Source organism: Vibrio sp. 2-1-2a (assembly GCF_032648565.1).
GTDB classification, from domain to species: domain Bacteria; phylum Pseudomonadota; class Gammaproteobacteria; order Enterobacterales; family Vibrionaceae; genus Vibrio; species Vibrio diabolicus.
The window spans coordinates 176,237-197,249 of the sequence record NZ_WBOH01000004.1; the positions used below are offsets into that span (position 1 = coordinate 176,237).

Consider the following 21,013-nt stretch of genomic DNA (forward strand, 5'->3'; position numbering starts at 1 on the left):
CATTGGTTATGCATGAACTCGATTCAGGAAGTTCAACAACATTTGGTTGACGAACTCCGGCTGTTCTAAACAACTGATGTGTCCCGCTTGCGGAATTTCTACCAACTCACTGCCCGTGATACAGTCTTTCATTAAATACGATTCGAAAACCGGGCGAGGCTTATCTTCACAGCCCACCGCAATTAACGTCGGCAGAGCGAATTTTTCCGAATCTTCAATCACATCACGGCGACCAAACACCATGCGCCCCATGCGAGCTACTTCAACCGCACGCTCACCGTTGAGGTCTTCTAAACTGCGTTTGAATGAAGCGACCAACTCAGGGTTATCCTGATCGACGTTGTTGGCAAAGAACAGCGGCACAACGGCTTCAATAATTGGCGCAGGCACCGCTTGGACTTGGCTGATGGTATCAAGCATTGCAAAGTACTTTTTATACGTAACTTCTGGCTCCCAACCAATGAAGGTATCCATCAATACCAGTGATTTCACACGTTGCGGCGCTTGAGCCGTTAGCTCCGCTCCCCACATGCCGCCAACAGATAAGCCCACCACCGAAAACTCTTCAATGTCCAAATGATCCATCAACGCCAACATATGTTGTGCATAATCAACTAATGACTGTGTCGATGTAGGGGCTGCTTCTGACTCACCATGTGCCCACAAATCTGGCACAATACAACGATATGACTGGCTTAAAACTTCAATTTGTGGCGCCCACATTTGGCTACCCCACAAATAACTGTGACCAAACAGTAATACTGGACCATCACCTTTATCAAGGTAAGCAAGTTGCTGACCTTCAATTTCAAACTTATTCATTGTTATATCCATTTCTTATTCTTCCGCACCATCCTATCACTGAAACGATACCGAACTGCTCGCATCAGTCAGAGTGTAAACGAAGCTTTTCATTGCATAGCTAAAAATAAAGGCCTCTGATGAGCAGAGACCTTTATCGTAGTGAATCTATTTCAAACCTACCGCATAAGTTTGATTAAGCGACTGGCGTCAGTTGGTCAATCGGCCAACGTGGGCGAGCCTCTACCGACATATCGGCCACTTCGCCATTCTTCAAACGCTGCATACCAGCGTAAGCGATCATCGCACCATTATCCGTACAGAACTCAGTTCGTGGGTAGTAAACCTCGCCGCCAACTTTCTTCGCTAGCTTCTCTAACTCTGCACGTAAACGACGGTTAGCACTCACACCACCAGCAATAACAATACGCTTCATGCCTGTTTGCTCAAGCGCGCGTTTACATTTAATCGCCAATGTTGCACACACGGCTTCTTCAAATGCCAGTGCGATGTCTGCGCGAGTTTGCTCGTCATCGCCATTCGCAGCAATCGTATTTGCTGTAAAGGTTTTCAGGCCAGAGAAACTCATATCCAAGCCAGGGCGATCAGTCATTGGGCGCGGGAACTTAAAACGGCCCGGTGTGCCTTTTTCCGCCAGTTTAGATAATAGTGGGCCGCCTGGGTAATCCAAACCCATTAGCTTCGCTGTTTTATCAAACGCTTCGCCCGCCGCATCATCAATCGACTCACCCAGAATTTTGTACTCACCGATGCCTCTCACTTCGACCATCATCGAGTGACCACCCGACACCAACACTGCCACAAACGGGAATGGCGGTGGGTTATCTTCCAGCATTGGAGCCAACAGGTGACCTTCCATATGATGAACAGGTACCGCTGGCACTCCCCAAGCATAAGCAATACTGCGACCAATAGTAGCGCCCACTAATAGTGCACCAACGAGACCCGGCCCCGCGGTGTACGCGACACCATCAATGTCTTTCGAAGTTAAGTTCGCTTCTTTTAGTGCCTCTTTAATAAGAGGAATGGTTTTCTTTACATGGTCACGTGAAGCCAACTCAGGCACCACACCACCGTAATCTGCGTGCAGTTTTACTTGGCTGTAAAGCTTGTGTGACAGCAGACCTTTTTCATCGTCATAAATCGCGATGCCAGTCTCGTCACAAGAGGTTTCAATACCGATAATGCGCATGGTTTTCTCAGTATGCTTTCTGTATAGAGGAAATTTGGGCGTCATATTACCTCGCCTTGGTGCTGCAAACAAATTTTGTACAGACAATAATCGACAAAAGGCTTTACAAAGTAGTTGTGATCGGATTAAAATTCCGCACCATTTTTGATCAAGCTGGTAAGAGACCAAACAATTGTGATTTGGTCTGTTGAATGCCAGCGTTAACGAATAACCCCTGAGGTGAAAGGCATATGCCAGTAGTTAAAGTACGTGAAAACGAACCGTTCGACGTTGCTCTACGTCGTTTCAAGCGCTCTTGCGAAAAAGCAGGTATCCTTTCTGAAGTGCGTCGTCGTGAGCACTACGAAAAACCAACTACAGTTCGCAAACGCGCTAAAGCAGCAGCTCAAAAGCGTCACGCTAAGAAGCTAGCTCGCGAAAACGCTCGTCGCGTTCGCCTGTACTAATAACTGAGCTCCAAAAGGAATTTAGTTATGGCTCTGATTGATCAACTCAAAGAAGAGCAAAAATTAGCGATGAAAGCCAAGGACAAATTACGCCTTGGTACTATTCGTTTAGCCCTATCAGCAATCAAGCAACGTGAAGTTGACGAGCAGATCACTCTGAACGATGACGACATTCTTGCAGTATTGACCAAAATGGTTAAACAACGTCGCGACTCTGTAGCGCAGTATGAAGCAGCGGGTCGTCAAGATCTTGCTGATGCGGAACAAGCAGAAATTACCGTTCTTGAGGACTTTATGCCTCAACCACTGACAGACGAAGAAGTAGCGGCTCTTATCGAGAACGCAATTGCGGAATCTGGCGCAGCTGGCATGCAAGACATGGGCAAAGTAATGGGCGTTCTGAAACCGCAAATTCAAGGGCGCGCAGATATGGGTAAAGTAAGCGGTTTAGTTCGCGCTAAACTGGCTTAAGATACCCCACCCAATTGCAGCAAGCCGTGCTATCCTTTGGAACGCACGGCTTGTTTGTATCTGGATGAATGGAATGAAATAAGTGAGCAACACGCTTATTCTTTTAAAGCATTCACTCCACTCATCATCTTCTTTTTTTGTTAGGTTTTATGGCTGGACACATCCCTCGCAGTTTTATCGATGACCTTCTAGCTCGACTTGATATTGTCGATATCATCGACGCACGTGTGAAACTTAAGAAAAAAGGCAAAAACTACGGCGCATGCTGCCCGTTCCACAACGAAAAGACGCCGTCATTCAGCGTCAGTCAAGAAAAACAGTTCTACCATTGTTTTGGTTGTGGTGCGCACGGAAATGCCATCGACTTTTTGATGGAATTCGACCGGCTAGAATTCGTCGAAGCCATTGAAGAACTCGCTTCATACTTGGGCTTAGATGTTCCTCGCGAACAACGTAGCGGCGGTAATGGTTCGTTCCAGTCAGGCCCACAAGCAAGCAGCAGTGAAAAACGTAATCTATACGACTTAATGGGCAGCATTGCTCAATTTTATCGTAACCAACTCAAGCAGCCAGCAAGTAAAGTGGCGATTGAGTATCTAAAAGATCGCGGCCTGTCTGGTGAAATCGTCCAGAAGTTTGGCATCGGCTATGTGGCTGATGAATGGGATTTAGTTCGTAAGAACTTTGGCCAGAATAAAGAAAACCAAGACATGCTCGTCACAGGCGGCATGTTGATTGAAAACGATAAAGGCAACCGCTACGACCGATTCCGTGGTCGAGTGATGTTTCCTATTCGAAACAGACGCGGTCGAGTGATAGGCTTTGGTGGTCGAGTATTAGGTGATGGGACACCGAAATACCTCAACTCACCCGAAACCCCGATATTTCATAAAGGTAAAGAGTTGTATGGCCTTTATGAAGTACTACAAGCGTACCGTGAGCCACCACAAATTTTAGTGGTTGAAGGCTATATGGATGTTGTCGCGCTTGCTCAATATGGCGTAGATTATTCCGTTGCCTCATTGGGTACCTCTACAACGGGCGATCACTTGCAAGTGTTATTCAGGCAAACAAGCACCGTCGTATGTTGTTACGACGGTGACCGAGCAGGCCGTGAAGCAGCGTGGCGTGCCATGGAAAATGCATTGCCTTACCTAACTGATGGTCGCCAGTTAAAATTCATGTTTTTGCCGGATGGAGAAGATCCCGACTCTTATATCCGACAAAACGGAAAACAAGCATTTGAACAACAAGTGTCTAATGCGATGCCCTTGTCTGAATTCATGTTCAGCTCATTGACTCAGCAAGTCGATATGAGCACGAAAGAAGGCATGGCAAAGCTGAGTACCCTTGCTGTTCCTCTCATCGACAAAGTCCCAGGCGGCACTTTAAGACTATACTTGAGAGAACTGCTTGGCCGCCGTTTGGGTTTGGTTGATGAACGCCAACTACAGCAGCTAATTTCAAAACAAGGTAAAGAGGATAAAAGGCCTCAACCTCATAAAGAAATCAAGCGAACGCCGATGCGAGAAGTGATCGCGTTACTGATTCAAAACCCACAATACGTAAGTATGGTGCCAGATCTAACTAGCGTTAGAGATTTACCCATTCCTGGTCTAAGTTTATTTGTTGATGTACTTGATAAATGCCAAGCGCATCCCCATATCAACACAGGCCAATTATTAGAGCATTGGCGAAACAGCCAAAATGAGACCCTTCTGTCTCGTCTCGCGAGTTGGGACATTCCACTCGATGAGGACAACCAAGAAGAAATATTTTTAGACTCACTGGATAAAATTATTGCCCAGTGCGTAGAAAAACAAATTGAAAACCTGCAGGCCAAAGCAAGAAGTGTCGGTTTATCAGCCGAAGAGAAAAGGGAGCTGCTAGCACTTATGCTAGATTTAAAAGCGTAACCCTGTTTAATTAGTCAGCAACGATTTAATTTGTTATAGTAAGTGGTTTGCATTTCGCATACTGATTCCTTCACCAGATTACGAAGTTGGATACCGTCTATGGATCACAATCCGCAGTCACAGCTAAAGTCACTTGTTATTAAAGGCAAGGAACAAGGCTATCTGACCTACGCCGAAGTAAATGACCACCTACCTGCTGAAATCGTAGATTCAGAACAGGTAGAAGACATCATTCAGATGATCAACGACATGGGCATTAAGGTAGTAGAAACTGCTCCCGATGCTGATGATTTAGCACTGAACGATGACACAAATATTACCGATGAAGATGCAGCCGAAGCTGCAGCCGCTGCACTGTCTAGCGTAGAGAGTGAGATTGGTCGTACCACAGACCCAGTACGTATGTACATGCGTGAAATGGGTACTGTCGAACTTCTAACTCGCGAAGGCGAAATCGACATCGCAAAACGTATTGAAGAAGGTATTAACCAAGTTCAATCGTCTGTTGCTGAATACCCAGGTACGATTCCGTACATTCTTGAGCAATTTGACAAAGTTCAAGCTGAAGAACTGCGTCTTACTGACCTTATTTCAGGTTTTGTAGACCCAGATGCTGACGACACCGCTGCACCAACGGCAACACACATCGGTTCTGAACTGACTGAATCTCAGTTAGAAGAAGAAGACGATGAAGACGTTGATGACGACGAAGATAGCGATGACGATTCAGATGATTCTGAAGAAGATGTAGGTATCGATCCAGAATTAGCGCTAGAGAAATTCAACCAACTACGCAGCACCTATCAAAATCTTCAATTAGCAATCAACGAGTACGGCTATAACAGCCCGAAAGCAACCGTTGCTAATGAAATGATGCTAGACGTATTCCGCGAGTTTCGTCTAACGCCTAAACAGTTTGATCACCTAGTGAATGAACTGCGTACTGCTATGGATCGCGTTCGTACTCAAGAACGCCTGATCATGAAGTCTGTGGTTGAATACGGCAAAATGCCGAAGAAATCATTCATCGCGCTGTTCACTGGTAATGAATCAAGTGAAGCTTGGTTGGATGAAGTTCTTGCTTCAGACAAGCCATACGCTGAAAAGATCAAACGTAACGAAGAAGAAATCCGTCGTTCAATCGCTAAGCTAAAAATGATTGAAGAAGAGACTTCTCTAAACGTACAGAACATTAAAGACATCAGCCGTCGTATGTCTATCGGTGAAGCAAAAGCTCGCCGTGCGAAAAAAGAGATGGTTGAAGCGAACTTGCGTCTTGTAATTTCTATCGCGAAGAAATACACCAACCGTGGCCTACAGTTCTTGGATCTTATCCAGGAAGGTAACATCGGTCTGATGAAAGCGGTAGATAAGTTCGAATACCGTCGTGGTTACAAGTTCTCGACTTACGCAACGTGGTGGATCCGTCAGGCAATCACTCGTTCAATCGCAGACCAAGCTCGTACGATTCGTATTCCGGTACACATGATCGAAACGATCAACAAGCTAAACCGTATCTCTCGTCAAATGCTGCAAGAGATGGGTCGTGAGCCATTACCGGAAGAACTGGCTGAGCGCATGCAGATGCCAGAAGACAAGATTCGCAAAGTTCTGAAAATCGCTAAAGAACCTATCTCAATGGAGACACCAATCGGTGACGACGAAGATTCGCATCTAGGTGATTTTATCGAAGATACAACGCTAGAACTTCCGCTAGATTCTGCAACAGCAACTAGCCTTAAAGTGGCAACGAAAGACGTGCTTGCAGGTCTAACGCCACGTGAAGCGAAAGTACTTCGTATGCGCTTTGGTATTGACATGAACACTGACCATACTCTAGAAGAAGTTGGTAAGCAGTTCGACGTTACTCGTGAGCGTATCCGTCAGATCGAAGCAAAAGCACTACGTAAACTTCGTCACCCAAGCCGCTCAGAGACTCTGCGCAGCTTCCTAGACGAATAATCGCAGCGCATACAAGCTTTTAGAAATCAAAAAAGGTGACTTTAGGTCACCTTTTTTATTATCTACTGTGCTAAGTGGATAAAAACTAAGCGCAATTGCCCTAGTTGGTATCTAGACACCTTGCAACGCTTCCCCTATAATCGTTGTCCTATTAAGGCCCCTTAGCTCAGTGGTTAGAGCAGTCGACTCATAATCGATTGGTCCGCAGTTCAAGTCTGCGAGGGGCCACCATATTCTAGAAGGCGTAGCAGGTTAGTACCTGCTACGCTTTTTTTGTACCTAGTGATTTTGGGTGTAGTTGTGGGTGTAGTTAGGAAGTTGCTTAGCTCACAATTTTGGACGCTTTGCTGAGCTTGCCAACATTTTTCCATCACGAGCAGAACAGAAAATTCGATAAGATAATAAAAAAGCGCCCCCTTATGTGAAAGGGGGCGCTTTTTTATTATCTGCCTATTTTACTCAATTCCGTGTTTACGATCATACCAAATAGCTAACAAAGGCAAACCGATTGTACCAACGGTAACTAGAGCTAAAAATAAAAGTTGAGCTAAAGTCATACCCGTTACATCCAAAAGTTGTACTAACATATTGAAACCCGCCCTAGTGTTCTTGTGGTTATATTTTAACCTAAAAATACAAAACTTGATAATGTGCTTACCGGCCAAGATAGATAACTGTAATCTCTTCTCGCTCATGCCCTAACTCTCTACTAATAATAAGGCGAGCTTCTTTATCTGCACTTTTTTGTTCTCTACTCAGTTCTCTGCTAGTTAAACCACCCGCTTTAGGTGCATTCATTCCTGTCAGTTCTATGTATCGCTGTTGAGCATATTGATGGCGTAGACCATGGTTCTTGCATAACCCAACCTTCCTACAAGTATTTTCGTAGTGCTTTAGCTGTTGAATGTACTTTTTGCCTGCGGGAATCAGAGAGCCTCTTGGGGCAATAGCTATAGCTCGTTCTAATACCTGCTTTTGATATTCGTTTCTGATTGGTACCTCTCGCGCCTTGCCACCTTTAGTCCAAGAACCCATTAAATGAATTCTATCTGCTTTAATCGCTATACTGGGGTTAAACTTCAAAGCTTCTTCCCGCCTCAGACCGAATGCAGATTGTAGCTCTAACGCTATTTTTATATATGGGTCTGAGATTGCGTTAAACTTTACTTCATCAAGCTCTTTCGCCTTGTTGGTACTATTGTCACTGAAAACTCTCTTTCCTATCCCCAACTCTTCATTGGACTTGGGTAACAAATGCTCACGTCCAGTCTTTTCGAATACCCAACGAATATGTGCCATTCGGTTTTTTATAGTTCCAACGCTTAAGCCTTGACTTTGCCAATGCTCAACCAAAAATTTTACGTGCTTTAACTTAAGTGTATGTGGAGTTAAGTGCCTGTACCCTCCTCTCTTTAATTGTTTTTCGATTTGGATGAGGATGTTTTTACGTGCAGCTTGAGATGCATAACTCCCATCAATGTTGCGCTTCATTAACAAAACTAGGCCGTGTCGTAAGTTTGGTTTGCTCATGACTCTTACTCCTAAACAAATAAGAGCCATATAGCTCATATGGCTCTATCTACTTGAAAAATGATGGAGAAAACGTAATCAAACCACGTGAACCTGATGGTTAGTGATAAGCCCAATTCAAACTTATGGTTAGTAAGATGAATGCCTCAGAGGCGATTAGGGCAAGAGTGATGGTTTGTGTATCGATAGTTACGAATGTCGTACATGATCTACTTGAAGAAGCGTGAGCATCTACGAGAAGAGCATTATGACGTCACAATGCTGGTTACGTTTCTTTCTCCTATTGAACATTTATGATTTATGAAGAGTCTTTATAGCGACGGCTACTTTTTTATTTACGTGATGAGGCTACCAAGCCGTCACTTGGCTGTCACCAAGTGACCCCGCTTAAAAGAAATAACGAGAATATAGAAAAAATAAGGTGGTGCGCTCGCGGTATACCTCCTGTCACTACCTATTTCACAGCTAGTGACAGGAGGGCTTCAACGTGCGTTCTTTATGCTGTTGAGCAGTGGTTCTTTGATACCATCAATACATAGGACAGCTTCTTGCAAAGACGATTCAAGGCGTGGATCAAAGTAACCATACTGAACGAATATCTGACGTTTGATGTCATCTGGAGATTTCAAGTAATTGATTATATTTTCATCTGTAAGCTTAAATGGTGGCTCTTGGATTAACATGGCCGTAATTGCTTTAGCCATGACTGCGCGATGCTGCAAGTCCAAACTCGTGACAGCATCTCTAAACATACCTTCTATGTCTTCCATGTAGCGCTTCCAAATAAATTCGTCCATCTGCACCATACATCCCCCTTTACGTTGTTTTGTTCGCACTGCGAACATTCACTTACAGTATCACTATAAGCGAATCAGAAAATCTTAATGTGAACAAAGCCAAGAGCAATGAATAAAAAGTAATGAAGATGCTCTTCTAAGCAGTAATTAGGTTAATACTAAGGCCTAACTAAAGAATGCTGCTGACCTTCACGAATTTGATAATACCTGCTTTTAGAGCGTCTTCACGGACATTTCAACTAATAAGAACATCGATATGCAAGGTGACCCACTTAGTTTAGTTTGCTAGCATTTTTTGCGCGTTTAAGATTCAGGAAAAACCAATGAGTACAAAAGCTTACCTATCTATAGAGAGCATCATGAGTGGTTGTCTATCAACAGGCTGCAATACTTTCTATTCTATGGGAAACAGCTATCAGCTAGGTCATGAGGATGAGATTACCGTCCTATCTTTCTCTCATTCGATTGCACACGATAGCCGCTCGATCCATGCTCCAATTCAAATTGTTAAGAAAATTGATAAATCTTCACCAGTATTGGCTCAAGCGTGCTCCGATGGGGAAGAGTTAAAATGCCGCCTGACTTTTTATAGGCCAAATCATAAAGGTGGGGATGAGCTTTTTTATGAGATAACGTTGAGTGGCGCCCTAATTAGGTCAGTTTCATCTCATATGCCACATGTCGTCGACTTCAACGAAAGCGAGATGACAGAAACTATCGCTATTTCATACAGGGATATTAACTGGCGTCATGTTGGAGCAAACACTGCTGCTTTTGCATCTTGGATACAGCCACTTTCCGAACTTAAGGAAAAAGCAACCCAATGAGCAATATTCCTACGCACATAGAAGAAGACGAAGTAAGAGTTGCAGTTAGAGGCTTGCTTCGTCAAGCTAACATGTACAGCATGAGTCACTTGCAAGACCCAACCGTCCAACATCAATTTCGGGAAGAATATCGTTTTCTTGGTCAATGCCTATTGAATGATTACAGAGATGGGATTCTAGTAGGGAGCAAAATTGTTCGTCTGGTAAAGCAAGAACGACAAAGCTTGATCGATCAGGCATTTGAACTAGGCAAGTATAGTATTGGAATAGTTGCTGGTGCAGGCCAGCTCTCAGTTGGGTATGGACTATGCGTTACGAGCTCTGTTTTCTCGATTGTTGGCGCTTCTTGGTGTGGAGGTGTTGGAGCTCCAATGATGGCTCATGGAGCTAATAACGTGTTCGAAAACTCATATAATATTGCTGGTAACATCGACCAAAACTGGAACGGTCGATATACAGGAAAGTACGGCAATAATACTGGTTTTATGAAAAAAGGCTATCGAATCGCAGCAAAGCATATGGGGCTATCAGAGCAAGATGCAGATACAGCATTTGCTACTGTTGACTTAGCTACTAGTGCTTATGGTCTGGCAAATAAGAAAAAAGTAGTACAAACTTGGACAAACGCACCAGACTCTAAACAGCTAATGCTATTTAACTATGCAAAACGAGACTATGAAAAAGGATTTAAAGCCATGAGTAAAGGGGCTTTAGGTATAGAGTTTTCAGCCAACTACTTTACTGCACAGGGAGCATTAGAGCCGTACTTTAAGGAAAAGGAATAATGCCTTTATTGGAATATATTTTACTGAGTGTTCTCGGGGTATTGATTTGCCATTATTTTTCAGGTTTCTATTCTAAAAAAAATAATATTATTGCCTTCTTGGGATACTTATTTATTTTAGGTAACTTTGGTGGGCAGCATTATAATGTATTGTTTAATAAAGAGTTTGTTGGTAACTGGCTGTTTTTCATTGAAACAAACAATAGCTACTACACTGATACCTACAGATTTGTCGCTATGCTTTTCTTATTCTTAACAACTCTGACGTTACCACCATCTAAGTTTGGCAAACTCTTCAAGCGTATCTCTCGTCGCTCTTGATTAAGGTTCCTCGTAAACAGTAAGCCTATACATTGGTCCAATATTTAACTAATGCGGAACCAAACTGCCAATCCCTACAAGTGGAATTCACGTTCGCAGTGAGAAAAAAGCGAGGTCCATAGCCTCGCGTACATAAGTTTAATCTTTAAAAGCATGCTCTTGTTCTACTAGCCATTCAACAAAGTCTCGCTCACGCCACCCCAAACAACGTCCGTTGATTTGAATTGGTTTAGGAAAACATTTGTCTTTGGCCCACCAACGCCAGATCGTCCTCGGACTGCGACCTAGTGAATCTGAAACTTCTTTAAGGGACATAATTCGGTCTCTTGCCATGAGCATCCTCCTTTTCTCATTTGATGACTGAATCAGTATCTTTGATAAAAAGAGGCGTAACGGTTTTAAGAGGTCGATTGATTGAATTGATCAGATGTTCGCAGTGCGAACGACATAAACTTGGTTTTTCTCAATTTACTTCACTTACTCCACTTTAAGTGAGGTAAGTGAAGTAAAGTTATGAACATACAACCTCAGAAATGTGGACGATAGCTGCTTGGAAACAAATACAGCCTGTAGCCATCTTTGTAACGAGTTTCAATTTTCCCCTCATCAGCTAATCGCTGTAGAGCTCTGCCGACATGAGCAACATAGTTACATGGTATGCCTAAGATCTGGCTAATGTGGCCTGGTGCAAGCCATTCAGTCTGGCTTCGATTATCATCAGCCTCCATTGATATTCGCTCCTGAAGCATTTTATACCAACGCCCTTTATCCAAATATTTATCTGATACCGTATCAACCAGAGCCTGCTCGTCCATTGACAGTACCCAAGGCTCACCAGCTTCATACATGTGCTTGACCTCCAGCCAAAACTGCCGCAATGACTCGGGCTCTTCTTGGCGAAGGCTGCCAGTTCCGTTGTATTGCCACCCGAGAATCCGATTCACAGTAGTCATATCAATGGGTTCATTGAGTTCAATCACACCAAACCGAGTATTACCCGTTCTGTCCTTCAAGAAGTCTTGGCCGTTTACCGTCGCTATCAAAAGCGTTTGCCTCGGTTTTTTGAGGTCGGTACGCGCATAGGGCAACCTGATTGTGTCTGCCTCTTGGGATATAAAGGCTTTCAGCTGACCTTGACTGTGCTTTGTTGAGGACTCCAGTTCACCGAGTTCAACAATCCATGACTTAATAATAGGTAACACGCTATCTTTGCAGCGGGGATCTAATGCCCGACCTCCAAGAAATGCCCCTTGTACGATGTCACCTATTCTTGATAAGAAAGCGGTTTTTCTAAAAGACTGCTTACTCTGAAGCACTGGAACTAACTTACTGCTAAACCGAGGCTCGTATAGCGCCGCAATACAACCTACAAGCCACCTCCGCATAATTAGCTCCGTAACTTCAGGTCTCTTAGAACGGATGCACCCAATAACTTTCTTCACTCGTTCGACGCCATCCCATTCAGAGTCAGCCAGATGCAAAACAATAGGGTGATATGAACGCTCCTTTGCCAAAACATGTAGATGATCACCAATTGCTGCTTTTGGTACATCGAATCTTGCACAGTCGCTTATCAGCTTACTCATTAACACCTCATATTGCATAACCTTACCGTTATGGAGCACTTCTATCTCAGTGTTCATCGCATTTAAGTAAGGGACGTATCCTTTGTGATCTAACAGTACCCTCAGGTTGTCATCTGTATTGAGAATAAGCTTCTTAAACCCTTCTTTTTTCTTGTCTGGAAAATCGAGTTGAGACTCGCTCGGCTGACTTTTATCACTTGCTGCTGTCACTTTTCCCCCCTTGACTCTCCATCCAGTTATCTAGCTCAGACTCTCGCCACCCAAGGCAGCGTCCATTGATCAGAATGGGTTTCGGAAATGTTTTCTCTTTTGCCCACCATCGCCAAATAGTTTTGGGAGTTCGCCCTAAGGCTTCTGATACCTCTTTCAAGGACATGATTCGGTTATGTGTCATCAACTTTCTCCTTATCTCATCAAGTGACAGGAGTTAGTATCTTGGAAAAAAAAGGAGGGAGCGGTTTTAGGAGGTCGATTGCTTTAATTGATCTTGATAAAGAAGTTGTAACCAAAAGAAGATGTTCGCAGTGCGAACAAAAGATAAAAATTGGCGTCAAAAGTCCTCGCAATAAAGAGTGAAACCAATTTGTGGACAAAACTGTTTTACGGGTTTAACTAAACTGTCATTTGACGGATTACCAGAGATATAGCAAAACCTCTAATCGGTAGGCCGAAACCAGTCACCAACTACAATTCAGTAGAACAGTTTTTAAAAGCGGATAAGGCTATACCTTCGAATTCTCATTCGACTACTTACGACTTAATCATCAACGACCAGCCATTTTTGGCTTGGCTATGAGTATCAGGCTTTATCACATATTGATCATGGGTGTTTCTTTAGCTCTATTTTTGATTTTAAGCGGAAGTTTGCCTTCTGCCCCCCCATGATGGTGCGTTTCGGCATGCCCAAAAGCTGCAAATACTGTTCATAGGTCATAAAAGGCATATTTATTACTATTTGATATGAAAGCATGGTGCTATCCTAGTAAGCTATTGAATGTTTAATATTGGCTCATAGAGCTGCCGGTCTAAACGTCTGAATGCGAGAATTACTGATCGTATATGCTAGAAAAACAGTAGCAATTACTGCCTTTTGATTATGAAGGTGGTAAAAATGTGACCGAAAGACTATGTGAAACGCTTGTAGAAGGTGAGCCACTTCCGAATAGGCAAATGACTGAAGAGCAGTTCGAAAGTCTAGAAGAGAAATATCTTATGATATTGACGTATTTAAAATTCTCAATGGCGAACTAACGAAATTACGAACTCTCACATTCGATAAAGCACTTTTATAAGAAACAGCTATTGAGAGTGCTATCGCAATCTATGACGGTGACTCTACCTTTATCATGTATAAGAGTTCACAGCAAGCCGTAGCCGGAACCTACCTAGTAGATATGGACGCCCCTCTCCCTAAACGAAATCCAACGTATTCTGGGTAAAAAAACTAGCTATCAGTTTTAATGGAACGATGATTACTATTGATGAGGGTGATGTGAAGGTTGTGAGTCGGGTTGATTTAGTAATATCAAAATCGAATTTGTAGGCTGTAGACACCAATAATGTAGCGAACGATTAAAAATTTATTATTTGACAGATTATATGAAAATTTTACTTCTATCAGATTTACATGCCGTTTTAGAAAATGACAGCCAAAATCTAAGCAACTCAAGGCTTCACCTTGATCAGAATGGAAATGGTGAATGGGGTAACGCACTTATAAGTTACATCAGCACACTTAACATCAAGTATGACTTAATAGTCTGCTGCGGGGATATTGCTAACAAAGGATCTAAAGCATCTTTCTTGGCTGGGTGGACGTTTCTTAACAATTTGAGTCGCACGTTACCCAATGCAAAATTAGTATGTGTACCAGGTAATCATGACCATCAGTCAAGACCAGACCTTAGTGACCCAGATGGTTTTTCTCCAAAACATCAATTGCAGTTTTGTGAACCACCTTTCCCGTTTAATTGTCATGAAAAGAATACACACTTTTGGGCATGGAACTGGGTTTTAGACGATAGTGACCCCCAGTCAAACTTAGTTTTACTAAATACAAGCGCTTATCATGGCTTTAGTAATGAATCACATCATGGCAGAGTGGCTCTCGAAACAGTCGACCAAATAGAGAAAAGACTTGCCAACCAATCAAGTCCCAAAGCAATAAACATTCTTATCTGCCACCATCATCCACAAAGAATGGAACATGCACATGATGATTATGACGGTCAACAAATGAGCGGCGGACAAAAGCTACTCAACTCATTGCAGAAAGTAGATCAAGGTCCATGGCTAATTTTACATGGTCACAAGCATTATTCCTGTATTTCAAAAGCTTCAAGTGAAGGTGAAGATCCACCAATAGTCTTTTCGGCAGGCAGTGCATCTGCAAAATACGCAGACCTCATAGATAATCAATTTTATTCAATCGATATTGACATAACAAAAACTTCTGAAAACGAACGAGTTATTGGTACATTTGAAACGCATCAGTTCTCTGTTGGCAGCGGCTGGAAGCCTTCAGCTTCCACCAATATGCCAGCTAAAAGTGGACTTGGTTCAAATATCAATTCACGAACATTGATTAATAGAATAAAAGCTCTTTTAAAAAATGAAGCATTTTTAGAAGAAACTGACATAAAAGATATAAACGACGAACTCCGATATTTTTTGCCTGCAGAGTTCAAAAAATTTAAGAGTAGGTTAGAAAAAAATTCACTAGTTTCTGACATTGATGAAGCAAACCAGTTCATTTTACAGGTAGGGCCAGCCAATGCTAAATAGAATCCCAAGTGTCAGCGATTCTTTCAACGCAAAAACATCAACCACCGAGGATCTCTGCGAAACTTTTATCACAAATGAATTTTATGACAAATTAGCCTGTCCAAACCACTGTATTATGATCGGACCTAGAGGCAGTGGTAAAACAACGCTCATGAGAATGTTGGACATTGAATCTCTTGAGCTATGGAAATCAGAAAAAGCAAGTGAATATAGAAAGACCATCAATTATTCAGGTGTATTTATACCCACAGACCGTTATTGGAAAACACAATATCAAAAAATTGAAAATAAATTAAAAGGTGATGAAATATCAAAGAAAGAAAAATTACGATATGACACCGCAATTATTCTTTTGGAACAATTATTTTCTTATCACGTTTTTGAAAACCTCCTCTCTGTAGTTAATTACAGATGCAGCAGAACAATAAAGAAAACTAACAATTTTAAGAACGTGGAATTTACTAAAGAATCTGAAGTAGAGCTAGTTCACAGCCTAAAAAACATCCTAAATGTTGAACCAAGAATAAATTCTTTAAAAAGTCTTTTAACAGAAGTCATCTTAAAAAAACAACTTATATCCAATACCGTAAACAACCTTATATCCAACGATGATGTTGATGTCCAAGAAGTAGGTCACTTTGATTTAATAAGTAATCTAGAAAGTGTTGTTGCTATCGTTAACACATACTTTGAAGAAAAAAGTGGAAAATGGGCGTTTTTATTTGACGAGTTGGAACTTGCACCAAACCAGATAATCAAACCACTGGTAAACGAAATGCGTGGTGGGCATAGGGATATTATATTCAAACTTGCTCTATCACCTTATCACAAAGGTGTCTCTATAACTGATGACACCGATAGTGCCATGAAAGCTCAAGATATAGAATTGATTGACCTAACAGGTCTAAGTGACAATGGGGGTAATAACTTCGCTAATTCACTATGTACCGCTCTATTTCAAAGAAAAGGGCTCTATAACAATATTGAGCATTACTTTGAAGAACCTAAAGATATAAATATCGACAAAGATTTTAACGATTTGTCAGCGAAGGACCCTTCCTTCAATAACTATCTTATTGAAAGAGGTTTCAAGTCTGATATCTATACTAATCAGAATAGCCAACTTAGAAAAATAAAATTTATTGTGCATCTACGGAACTTTAAACGTAGTAAAGATGGTAAAAAACATGCACGAAGAAGACCTGCCGACTACTATGGTGGGTTTGAAAACATATGTAAATCGGTCGAGTATAATCCTAGAATGCTTATCGGTTTAATGAATAAATTTATTAATCATGCTAAAGATGGGAAAATAAGTTTAAATCAGCAATTAATAAGCTTACAAGAATACTTTCATGACTACCGTTCGTTACTAGGCACAATTGCAGTAGATTCCGGAGACGATAAATTTAACAATATATATGATTTAATATCAGAGATCGCACTATTTTTTAGAGACGAAATTCATGGACCACAGTTTAAAACCCAACCTAAAGGTTCAATAGCAATCAAAAACAAAATAAGTGATGAACTCAATGAAATAATAGGATATGCACTTAATGCTGGCGCACTTATACCAATCGATACTGAGATAGGTTCGTTAAATGATTTAAACTCTAGTAAACGCTGCAGATTATCTTATATCTTCTCACATCATTATGACCTGTTAATGACTAAGCAAAGTGAGATAGATATCGTAGATCTAATAGAACAAACTAAGCTTAAATCGACTAGATTGAAAATCGTTGACTTACTAGGTTTTACTAACTATCAACAATACTCTTTGGAGCTTGAATGAAAATACTAAGTGATAGCTTTAATGGACCGTATGACTTATCAATATTAGGATTAGGTTACGAAGAACGAGCGTCAAGTAAATATAACCAAGAAAAAGACTTACTTGGTGAAGTCTTAGCTTTGGGTTACCTGACACATACTGAGATTCTTCATTATAAAGCTAATAAAGATAAGTATGTGTCAGGGCATAGCAATGTCTTTGAAGGAAATGATAAGGATGTTAAATCATATTTGAATGAATGGCTTAAAGAAAAGATTGGTGAAAAAAATAAACCTATCAATGTATTAATAGATATCACAGTTTTTTCCAGATCAAGACTTGCTGCACTATTATATATTTTGGTGAAAAGCCTGCCTAAAAGCTCTATCTTAACTATATCTTATGAAATATCGAAGTTCGTTTCTGCACCTGATGGGCTATCTCCAATAAAAAAAGTGGGAGATATTATACCTGAACTATCTGGCACTATAGGGGATCTAAATAAACCAACAGCGTTAATCTTAGGTTTAGGTTATGAAGACGGCAAAGCTCTTGGATTAGCAACTTATCTTGAGCCAGAGTTCAATTTTGCTTTAGTCCCAATTGGTGTTGACAAAAAATTTGACGATTTAGTTGTTAAAAATAATCAGGCATTCTTAAATGAGATCCCTAGTTCGAGAATTGTCCATTACAGATTAGATCAACCTTATAACACATACATTGATATGAGAGACCTAGTAAGTGCGACCTCTTCGTTTGCGACACCTCTTATAGCCCCGTTAGGACCTAAAATTCTAACAGCCATTAGCGTTCTTATTGCTATTGAATTTAATGAAAAATTGCCTGTTTGGCGAGTATCTTCCGACTATGAAGAAAAGCCAGTAAACAGAAAACCTAGTGGAACCAGTGTTAAACTTTCGGTTATGATTTAAATAAAGACGCCCATATTTTTGTGGGCATTTTTTTTACTTACACAGTAACTCTGACTCTATGCCGTCTTCACTAGCCTAAGACCACCACCTAAGCAATAATCGCTAGCAAACAAATGGGGCAATTTCGAGTTAGAAAATATCACGGGCAAATCAAATAAGAATGAGATCGCAATGTGTCACTTACTACTTTCGATGCATCAACAATAAATAAAAAGTAATGCAGCGTTCGCACTGCGAACGTCAATCCACCTTCACCAAAGACTAACTACATTTGATCCCGTGTCTTCCACTCTCAATAGCTTCGTCTCCCATAGCTCAAGGGCATGCCTTTTCTCACTTAGATACTCGTATCTATCGTAATGTTTTGAGCTCACATCATTCAGTGCATGGTTCTGTAGCCTATCTCTCAATGCTTTACTTACACCCAGCTCTCCCATCAAGGTTTTACACGTACGGCGCAAATCCCTGGGGATGAAATGCTCAAAGTGTGGGTGATCATCTCGATAACGAGCAATGGTTTGACTCAATGAATCTAAGCGAACGTGGTCATTGTCATCTTTATGATGAGGGAAGATAAATGGACTAGCTGAGTTGCTTTCTCTGAGCCTTTCTAAGATAGACATCGCTGATTCAGTCAAAGGGACCAAATGGCTACGCTTGTTTTTCGAAAGGTCAGGAGTGATAAGTAACGTTCGTTCATCCCAATTGATTGCCGTCCATTTTGATGCTGCAATCTCATAAGGTCTTTGTCCACCAGTATGAATACAAAGAAGAATAAGGCATCGCATCATTTCTGAGGCTCGAACTCCTTCTATATCAAATTCAATATCATGCATAAACTGATGTAATTCCGTGAACGTTAGATAGCGCTCCCCTACTCGCTCTGCATCTTTTTGTTTTGGTATAGAAGATACTGGGTTAAGGAGGAGACCAAACTTAGCGTCTCTCAAGTAATTCGCAGGATCATTGTCATGTGAAAGGCCATAATTAAATGCGGCATGAAGGTAGCTTCTGACTCGATTGCTTTGTGTAGCGGCACCACGTTGTATCATGTGAGCTAATATCGTAACGATATTAGACGTCGTCACATCACAAGCCTTTGTTTCTTTGGAGATAAATGGATAAACCTCTTTCTCCAGTGACCGATAAACGTTTTGATAAGTCCGCTTCCCCTCTTTTTTCATTTGGTTTACATAACTTTGAAACAGCAACTCTAAGCTTCCCTTGCTCTCCTCCTCTCTTCGAGCTACTTCACGCTTTTTCTCTGCGTTGGCTAATTCAAATTTAGGATCGAATCCCTGCTTTAACATTAAGCCCAGTTTATGCGCCTCTTTCCGCGCATCAACAAGACTGAGCGCCGGAAATCGCCCTAACTGAATAAAGAGACGTTTACCCTCGCGGTAGTAGCGAAAGACAAACCCTTTATTTCCACTAGCAAACACCTTCACTCCAAGACGTCCAGCGCCTTTAGTTCGGTCATCATCCCAAACGTAATACGCATTACTTTTAGGCTTTAAACCCACAATTTCTTTTTGCGTAATTGCCATAACAGTTCCTTTGTTGCGCAACTACACCCAAAGTTAAATTGGGTGTAGTTGTGGGTGTAGTTAGGAGGTCTCTTAATGACAGTTTGTGAGATATCACAAGATAAGGCAAGTCAAACAACTCACTATTTATCAATAATTTAAACACAATTTGAGATAACATGGAATTTGATAAAACAAATATTATCACGACTCATAATCGATTGGTCCGCAGTTCAAGTCTGCGAGGGGCCACCAAATTTCGAAAGGCGTAGCAGGTTAGTACCTACTACGCCTTTTTTGTGTCTGCTGACTTTGGGTATGGGTGTAGTAATTCGTTGCTCATCTCATCAACAACTTCAAACTTATTACCTTCCTCGGTTCTACCCTCTCTTTCTTTTCGCTTATTACCAATCTTTCTATATAGTCGTAGAAACAAAATGTCTGCTCGCTATTTAAACCATTGACCCTTTTTCGACTTCTGATAGGGTGGACATGTAAACGTATGGACGTCTAAAACAAAAATGGAGTTACAATGAAAAGTATTCGTCACCTAAAGAAACTAGCTTTGGTTCTCACGGCAGTAGTTGGCTTAAGTGCTTGTGGAGAAAAAGATAACTCTGTCATTAAAGTGGGAGCAACCGTAGGGCCTCATGCTCAAGTAGTTGAAGCAGTAGCGAAGGAAGCAGCGAAGCAAGGCTTGAATGTAGAAGTCATCGAGTTTTCTGATTACGTGACACCCAATGCCGCGCTTAGTGATGGTAGCATCGACATTAACAGCTATCAGCACCAACCATTTTTAGACAACTTCAATAATAGTCATGACGCCCAATTAGTGTCGATTGGTCAATCCATTCTGATGCGCATGGGGCTTTATTCTAACAAGTATCGCTCATTACAAGAGCTTCCACACAATGCACGCATAGCAATTCCAAACGATCCAACTAATGGTGGTCGTGGTCTATTGCTACTCGCCGATGCAGGTTTAATTGAGCTTAAACAAGGTGTTGGCCACAAAGCCGCCCTAACTGATATTACAAAAAATGCAAAGTCGTTTGAATTTGTCGAGGTAGATGCCGCCCAGTTACCACGAACATTGGATGATGTAGACGCGGCTGCGATCACAATGAACTACGTAATGTCTTCTGGTTTAGACCCGAAGAAACAAAGTATCTATCTTGAAGCAAAAGACGCACCGCTGGCCGTCATGGTCATCGCTACTCGTGACGCAGACAAAAATAATGAAGCGTATAAAAAATTCGTTTCTATTTACCAATCTCAAGCAATTCGTGATTATCTCGATCGTACGTTCAAAGGCACAATAGAAGCAGCTTTTTAATCAA

20 protein-coding genes and 1 tRNA gene are annotated in these 21,013 nt (G+C 41.6%); 12 read left to right on the forward strand and 9 right to left on the reverse strand.

Annotated features, from left to right (window positions below):
• Window positions 1-6 precede the first annotated feature (6 nt).
• Both F7Y48_RS12530 and tsaD read right to left on the reverse strand, forming a co-directional pair.
• On the reverse strand, window positions 7-822 hold the full coding sequence (locus F7Y48_RS12530) for an alpha/beta fold hydrolase (protein ID WP_258507609.1): 816 nt from the start codon (window positions 820-822) through the stop codon (window positions 7-9).
• Window positions 823-997: 175 nt separating this feature from the next.
• Window positions 998-2,014, reverse strand: coding sequence for a tRNA (adenosine(37)-N6)-threonylcarbamoyltransferase complex transferase subunit TsaD (tsaD, locus tag F7Y48_RS12535; protein ID WP_046874179.1), 1,017 nt, complete (start codon window positions 2,012-2,014; stop codon window positions 998-1,000).
• 230 nt (window positions 2,015-2,244) lie between these two features.
• Here tsaD and rpsU point away from each other — a divergent pair, with 230 nt between their 5' ends.
• From rpsU to F7Y48_RS12560, 5 genes are all read left to right on the forward strand, one after another.
• On the forward strand, window positions 2,245-2,460 hold the full coding sequence (rpsU, locus tag F7Y48_RS12540; RefSeq protein WP_001145625.1) for a 30S ribosomal protein S21: 216 nt from the start codon (window positions 2,245-2,247) through the stop codon (window positions 2,458-2,460).
• 27 nt (window positions 2,461-2,487) lie between these two features.
• Complete coding sequence (locus tag F7Y48_RS12545; RefSeq protein WP_005395984.1) at window positions 2,488-2,931, forward strand: GatB/YqeY domain-containing protein; 444 nt, start codon at window positions 2,488-2,490, stop codon at window positions 2,929-2,931.
• A 149-nt stretch (window positions 2,932-3,080) separates the two neighbouring features.
• Complete coding sequence (gene dnaG, locus F7Y48_RS12550; RefSeq protein ID WP_258507611.1) at window positions 3,081-4,847, forward strand: DNA primase; 1,767 nt, start codon at window positions 3,081-3,083, stop codon at window positions 4,845-4,847.
• Between the two features lie 99 nt (window positions 4,848-4,946).
• Complete coding sequence (rpoD, locus tag F7Y48_RS12555; protein WP_005395986.1) at window positions 4,947-6,809, forward strand: RNA polymerase sigma factor RpoD; 1,863 nt, start codon at window positions 4,947-4,949, stop codon at window positions 6,807-6,809.
• A 155-nt stretch (window positions 6,810-6,964) separates the two neighbouring features.
• A tRNA-Ile gene (locus F7Y48_RS12560) sits at window positions 6,965-7,040 on the forward strand.
• A 224-nt stretch (window positions 7,041-7,264) separates the two neighbouring features.
• Here the strand turns inward: F7Y48_RS12560 and F7Y48_RS12565 are convergent.
• The 3 genes from F7Y48_RS12565 to F7Y48_RS12575 all read right to left on the reverse strand — a co-directional run bounded on the left by F7Y48_RS12565 (window position 7,265) and on the right by F7Y48_RS12575 (window position 9,145).
• Window positions 7,265-7,396 carry a hypothetical protein gene (locus F7Y48_RS12565; protein ID WP_017634400.1) on the reverse strand — a complete coding sequence of 44 codons (132 nt, stop codon included), beginning with the start codon at window positions 7,394-7,396 and terminating at the stop codon, window positions 7,265-7,267.
• Window positions 7,397-7,463: 67 nt separating this feature from the next.
• Window positions 7,464-8,339 carry a phage integrase N-terminal domain-containing protein gene (locus F7Y48_RS12570; RefSeq protein ID WP_033906066.1) on the reverse strand — a complete coding sequence of 292 codons (876 nt, stop codon included), beginning with the start codon at window positions 8,337-8,339 and terminating at the stop codon, window positions 7,464-7,466.
• 482 nt (window positions 8,340-8,821) lie between these two features.
• On the reverse strand, window positions 8,822-9,145 hold the full coding sequence (locus F7Y48_RS12575; protein ID WP_025768387.1) for a hypothetical protein: 324 nt from the start codon (window positions 9,143-9,145) through the stop codon (window positions 8,822-8,824).
• A 314-nt stretch (window positions 9,146-9,459) separates the two neighbouring features.
• Here F7Y48_RS12575 and F7Y48_RS12580 point away from each other — a divergent pair, with 314 nt between their 5' ends.
• The 3 genes from F7Y48_RS12580 to F7Y48_RS12590 are packed head-to-tail and all read left to right on the forward strand — an operon-like array spanning window position 9,460 to window position 11,068.
• The gene (locus tag F7Y48_RS12580) at window positions 9,460-9,963 is read left to right on the forward strand and encodes an Hcp family type VI secretion system effector (RefSeq protein WP_023624872.1); all 504 of its coding nucleotides are present in this window, start codon (window positions 9,460-9,462) and stop codon (window positions 9,961-9,963) included.
• Window positions 9,960-10,748 (forward strand): DUF4225 domain-containing protein, encoded by a 789-nt coding sequence (locus F7Y48_RS12585; RefSeq protein WP_316684377.1) that lies wholly within the window; start codon window positions 9,960-9,962, stop codon window positions 10,746-10,748. Before F7Y48_RS12580 ends, F7Y48_RS12585 begins: the two co-directional genes overlap by 4 nt.
• The gene (locus tag F7Y48_RS12590) at window positions 10,748-11,068 is read left to right on the forward strand and encodes a hypothetical protein (RefSeq protein ID WP_316684378.1); all 321 of its coding nucleotides are present in this window, start codon (window positions 10,748-10,750) and stop codon (window positions 11,066-11,068) included. Before F7Y48_RS12585 ends, F7Y48_RS12590 begins: the two co-directional genes overlap by 1 nt.
• 138 nt (window positions 11,069-11,206) lie before the next feature.
• Here F7Y48_RS12590 and F7Y48_RS12595 read toward each other — a convergent pair whose 3' ends face one another.
• The 3 genes from F7Y48_RS12595 to F7Y48_RS12605 all read right to left on the reverse strand — a co-directional run bounded on the left by F7Y48_RS12595 (window position 11,207) and on the right by F7Y48_RS12605 (window position 13,048).
• The gene (locus tag F7Y48_RS12595; RefSeq protein WP_257976918.1) at window positions 11,207-11,407 is read right to left on the reverse strand and encodes a helix-turn-helix transcriptional regulator; all 201 of its coding nucleotides are present in this window, start codon (window positions 11,405-11,407) and stop codon (window positions 11,207-11,209) included.
• Between the two features lie 188 nt (window positions 11,408-11,595).
• Window positions 11,596-12,864, reverse strand: coding sequence for a VapE domain-containing protein (locus tag F7Y48_RS12600; RefSeq protein ID WP_316684379.1), 1,269 nt, complete (start codon window positions 12,862-12,864; stop codon window positions 11,596-11,598).
• Entirely contained in the window at window positions 12,848-13,048 is a 201-nt protein-coding gene (locus F7Y48_RS12605) for a helix-turn-helix transcriptional regulator (RefSeq protein ID WP_020840053.1), read from the reverse strand. The genes F7Y48_RS12600 and F7Y48_RS12605 overlap by 17 nt, the downstream gene beginning before the upstream one ends.
• A gap of 1,205 nt (window positions 13,049-14,253) precedes the next feature.
• Between F7Y48_RS12605 and F7Y48_RS12610 the strand changes: the two genes are divergently transcribed.
• Genes F7Y48_RS12610 through F7Y48_RS12620 form a run of 3 tightly spaced genes read left to right on the forward strand, consistent with a single transcriptional unit; the run spans window position 14,254 to window position 18,147 of the window.
• The gene (locus tag F7Y48_RS12610; RefSeq protein ID WP_316684380.1) at window positions 14,254-15,438 is read left to right on the forward strand and encodes a metallophosphoesterase; all 1,185 of its coding nucleotides are present in this window, start codon (window positions 14,254-14,256) and stop codon (window positions 15,436-15,438) included.
• On the forward strand, window positions 15,428-17,236 hold the full coding sequence (locus F7Y48_RS12615; protein ID WP_316684381.1) for a hypothetical protein: 1,809 nt from the start codon (window positions 15,428-15,430) through the stop codon (window positions 17,234-17,236). Before F7Y48_RS12610 ends, F7Y48_RS12615 begins: the two co-directional genes overlap by 11 nt.
• Window positions 17,233-18,147, forward strand: a complete 915-nt coding sequence (locus F7Y48_RS12620; protein WP_193837539.1) for a hypothetical protein — start codon at window positions 17,233-17,235, stop codon at window positions 18,145-18,147. Before F7Y48_RS12615 ends, F7Y48_RS12620 begins: the two co-directional genes overlap by 4 nt.
• A 251-nt stretch (window positions 18,148-18,398) precedes the next feature.
• Here the strand turns inward: F7Y48_RS12620 and F7Y48_RS12625 are convergent, their stop codons facing one another.
• On the reverse strand, window positions 18,399-19,694 hold the full coding sequence (locus F7Y48_RS12625) for a tyrosine-type recombinase/integrase (protein ID WP_193837538.1): 1,296 nt from the start codon (window positions 19,692-19,694) through the stop codon (window positions 18,399-18,401).
• Between the two features lie 511 nt (window positions 19,695-20,205).
• Between F7Y48_RS12625 and F7Y48_RS12630 the strand changes: the two genes are divergently transcribed.
• Window positions 20,206-21,009 carry a MetQ/NlpA family ABC transporter substrate-binding protein gene (locus tag F7Y48_RS12630; protein WP_258507017.1) on the forward strand — a complete coding sequence of 268 codons (804 nt, stop codon included), beginning with the start codon at window positions 20,206-20,208 and terminating at the stop codon, window positions 21,007-21,009.
• Window positions 21,010-21,013 lie beyond the last annotated feature (4 nt).

Coding starts and splice junctions, on each gene's coding strand:
- F7Y48_RS12530 (WP_258507609.1), bottom strand. CDS start 822: ATGAATAAGTTTGAAATTGAAGGTCAGCAACTTGCTTACCTTGATAAA.
- tsaD (WP_046874179.1), bottom strand. CDS start 2,014: ATGCGCATTATCGGTATTGAAACCTCTTGTGACGAGACTGGCATCGCG.
- rpsU (WP_001145625.1), top strand. CDS start 2,245: ATGCCAGTAGTTAAAGTACGTGAAAACGAACCGTTCGACGTTGCTCTA.
- F7Y48_RS12545 (WP_005395984.1), top strand. CDS start 2,488: ATGGCTCTGATTGATCAACTCAAAGAAGAGCAAAAATTAGCGATGAAA.
- dnaG (WP_258507611.1), top strand. CDS start 3,081: ATGGCTGGACACATCCCTCGCAGTTTTATCGATGACCTTCTAGCTCGA.
- rpoD (WP_005395986.1), top strand. CDS start 4,947: ATGGATCACAATCCGCAGTCACAGCTAAAGTCACTTGTTATTAAAGGC.
- F7Y48_RS12565 (WP_017634400.1), bottom strand. CDS start 7,396: ATGTTAGTACAACTTTTGGATGTAACGGGTATGACTTTAGCTCAACTT.
- F7Y48_RS12570 (WP_033906066.1), bottom strand. CDS start 8,339: ATGAGCAAACCAAACTTACGACACGGCCTAGTTTTGTTAATGAAGCGC.
- F7Y48_RS12575 (WP_025768387.1), bottom strand. CDS start 9,145: ATGGTGCAGATGGACGAATTTATTTGGAAGCGCTACATGGAAGACATA.
- F7Y48_RS12580 (WP_023624872.1), top strand. CDS start 9,460: ATGAGTACAAAAGCTTACCTATCTATAGAGAGCATCATGAGTGGTTGT.
- F7Y48_RS12585 (WP_316684377.1), top strand. CDS start 9,960: ATGAGCAATATTCCTACGCACATAGAAGAAGACGAAGTAAGAGTTGCA.
- F7Y48_RS12590 (WP_316684378.1), top strand. CDS start 10,748: ATGCCTTTATTGGAATATATTTTACTGAGTGTTCTCGGGGTATTGATT.
- F7Y48_RS12595 (WP_257976918.1), bottom strand. CDS start 11,407: ATGCTCATGGCAAGAGACCGAATTATGTCCCTTAAAGAAGTTTCAGAT.
- F7Y48_RS12605 (WP_020840053.1), bottom strand. CDS start 13,048: ATGACACATAACCGAATCATGTCCTTGAAAGAGGTATCAGAAGCCTTA.
- F7Y48_RS12610 (WP_316684380.1), top strand. CDS start 14,254: ATGAAAATTTTACTTCTATCAGATTTACATGCCGTTTTAGAAAATGAC.
- F7Y48_RS12615 (WP_316684381.1), top strand. CDS start 15,428: ATGCTAAATAGAATCCCAAGTGTCAGCGATTCTTTCAACGCAAAAACA.
- F7Y48_RS12620 (WP_193837539.1), top strand. CDS start 17,233: ATGAAAATACTAAGTGATAGCTTTAATGGACCGTATGACTTATCAATA.
- F7Y48_RS12625 (WP_193837538.1), bottom strand. CDS start 19,694: ATGGCAATTACGCAAAAAGAAATTGTGGGTTTAAAGCCTAAAAGTAAT.
- F7Y48_RS12630 (WP_258507017.1), top strand. CDS start 20,206: ATGAAAAGTATTCGTCACCTAAAGAAACTAGCTTTGGTTCTCACGGCA.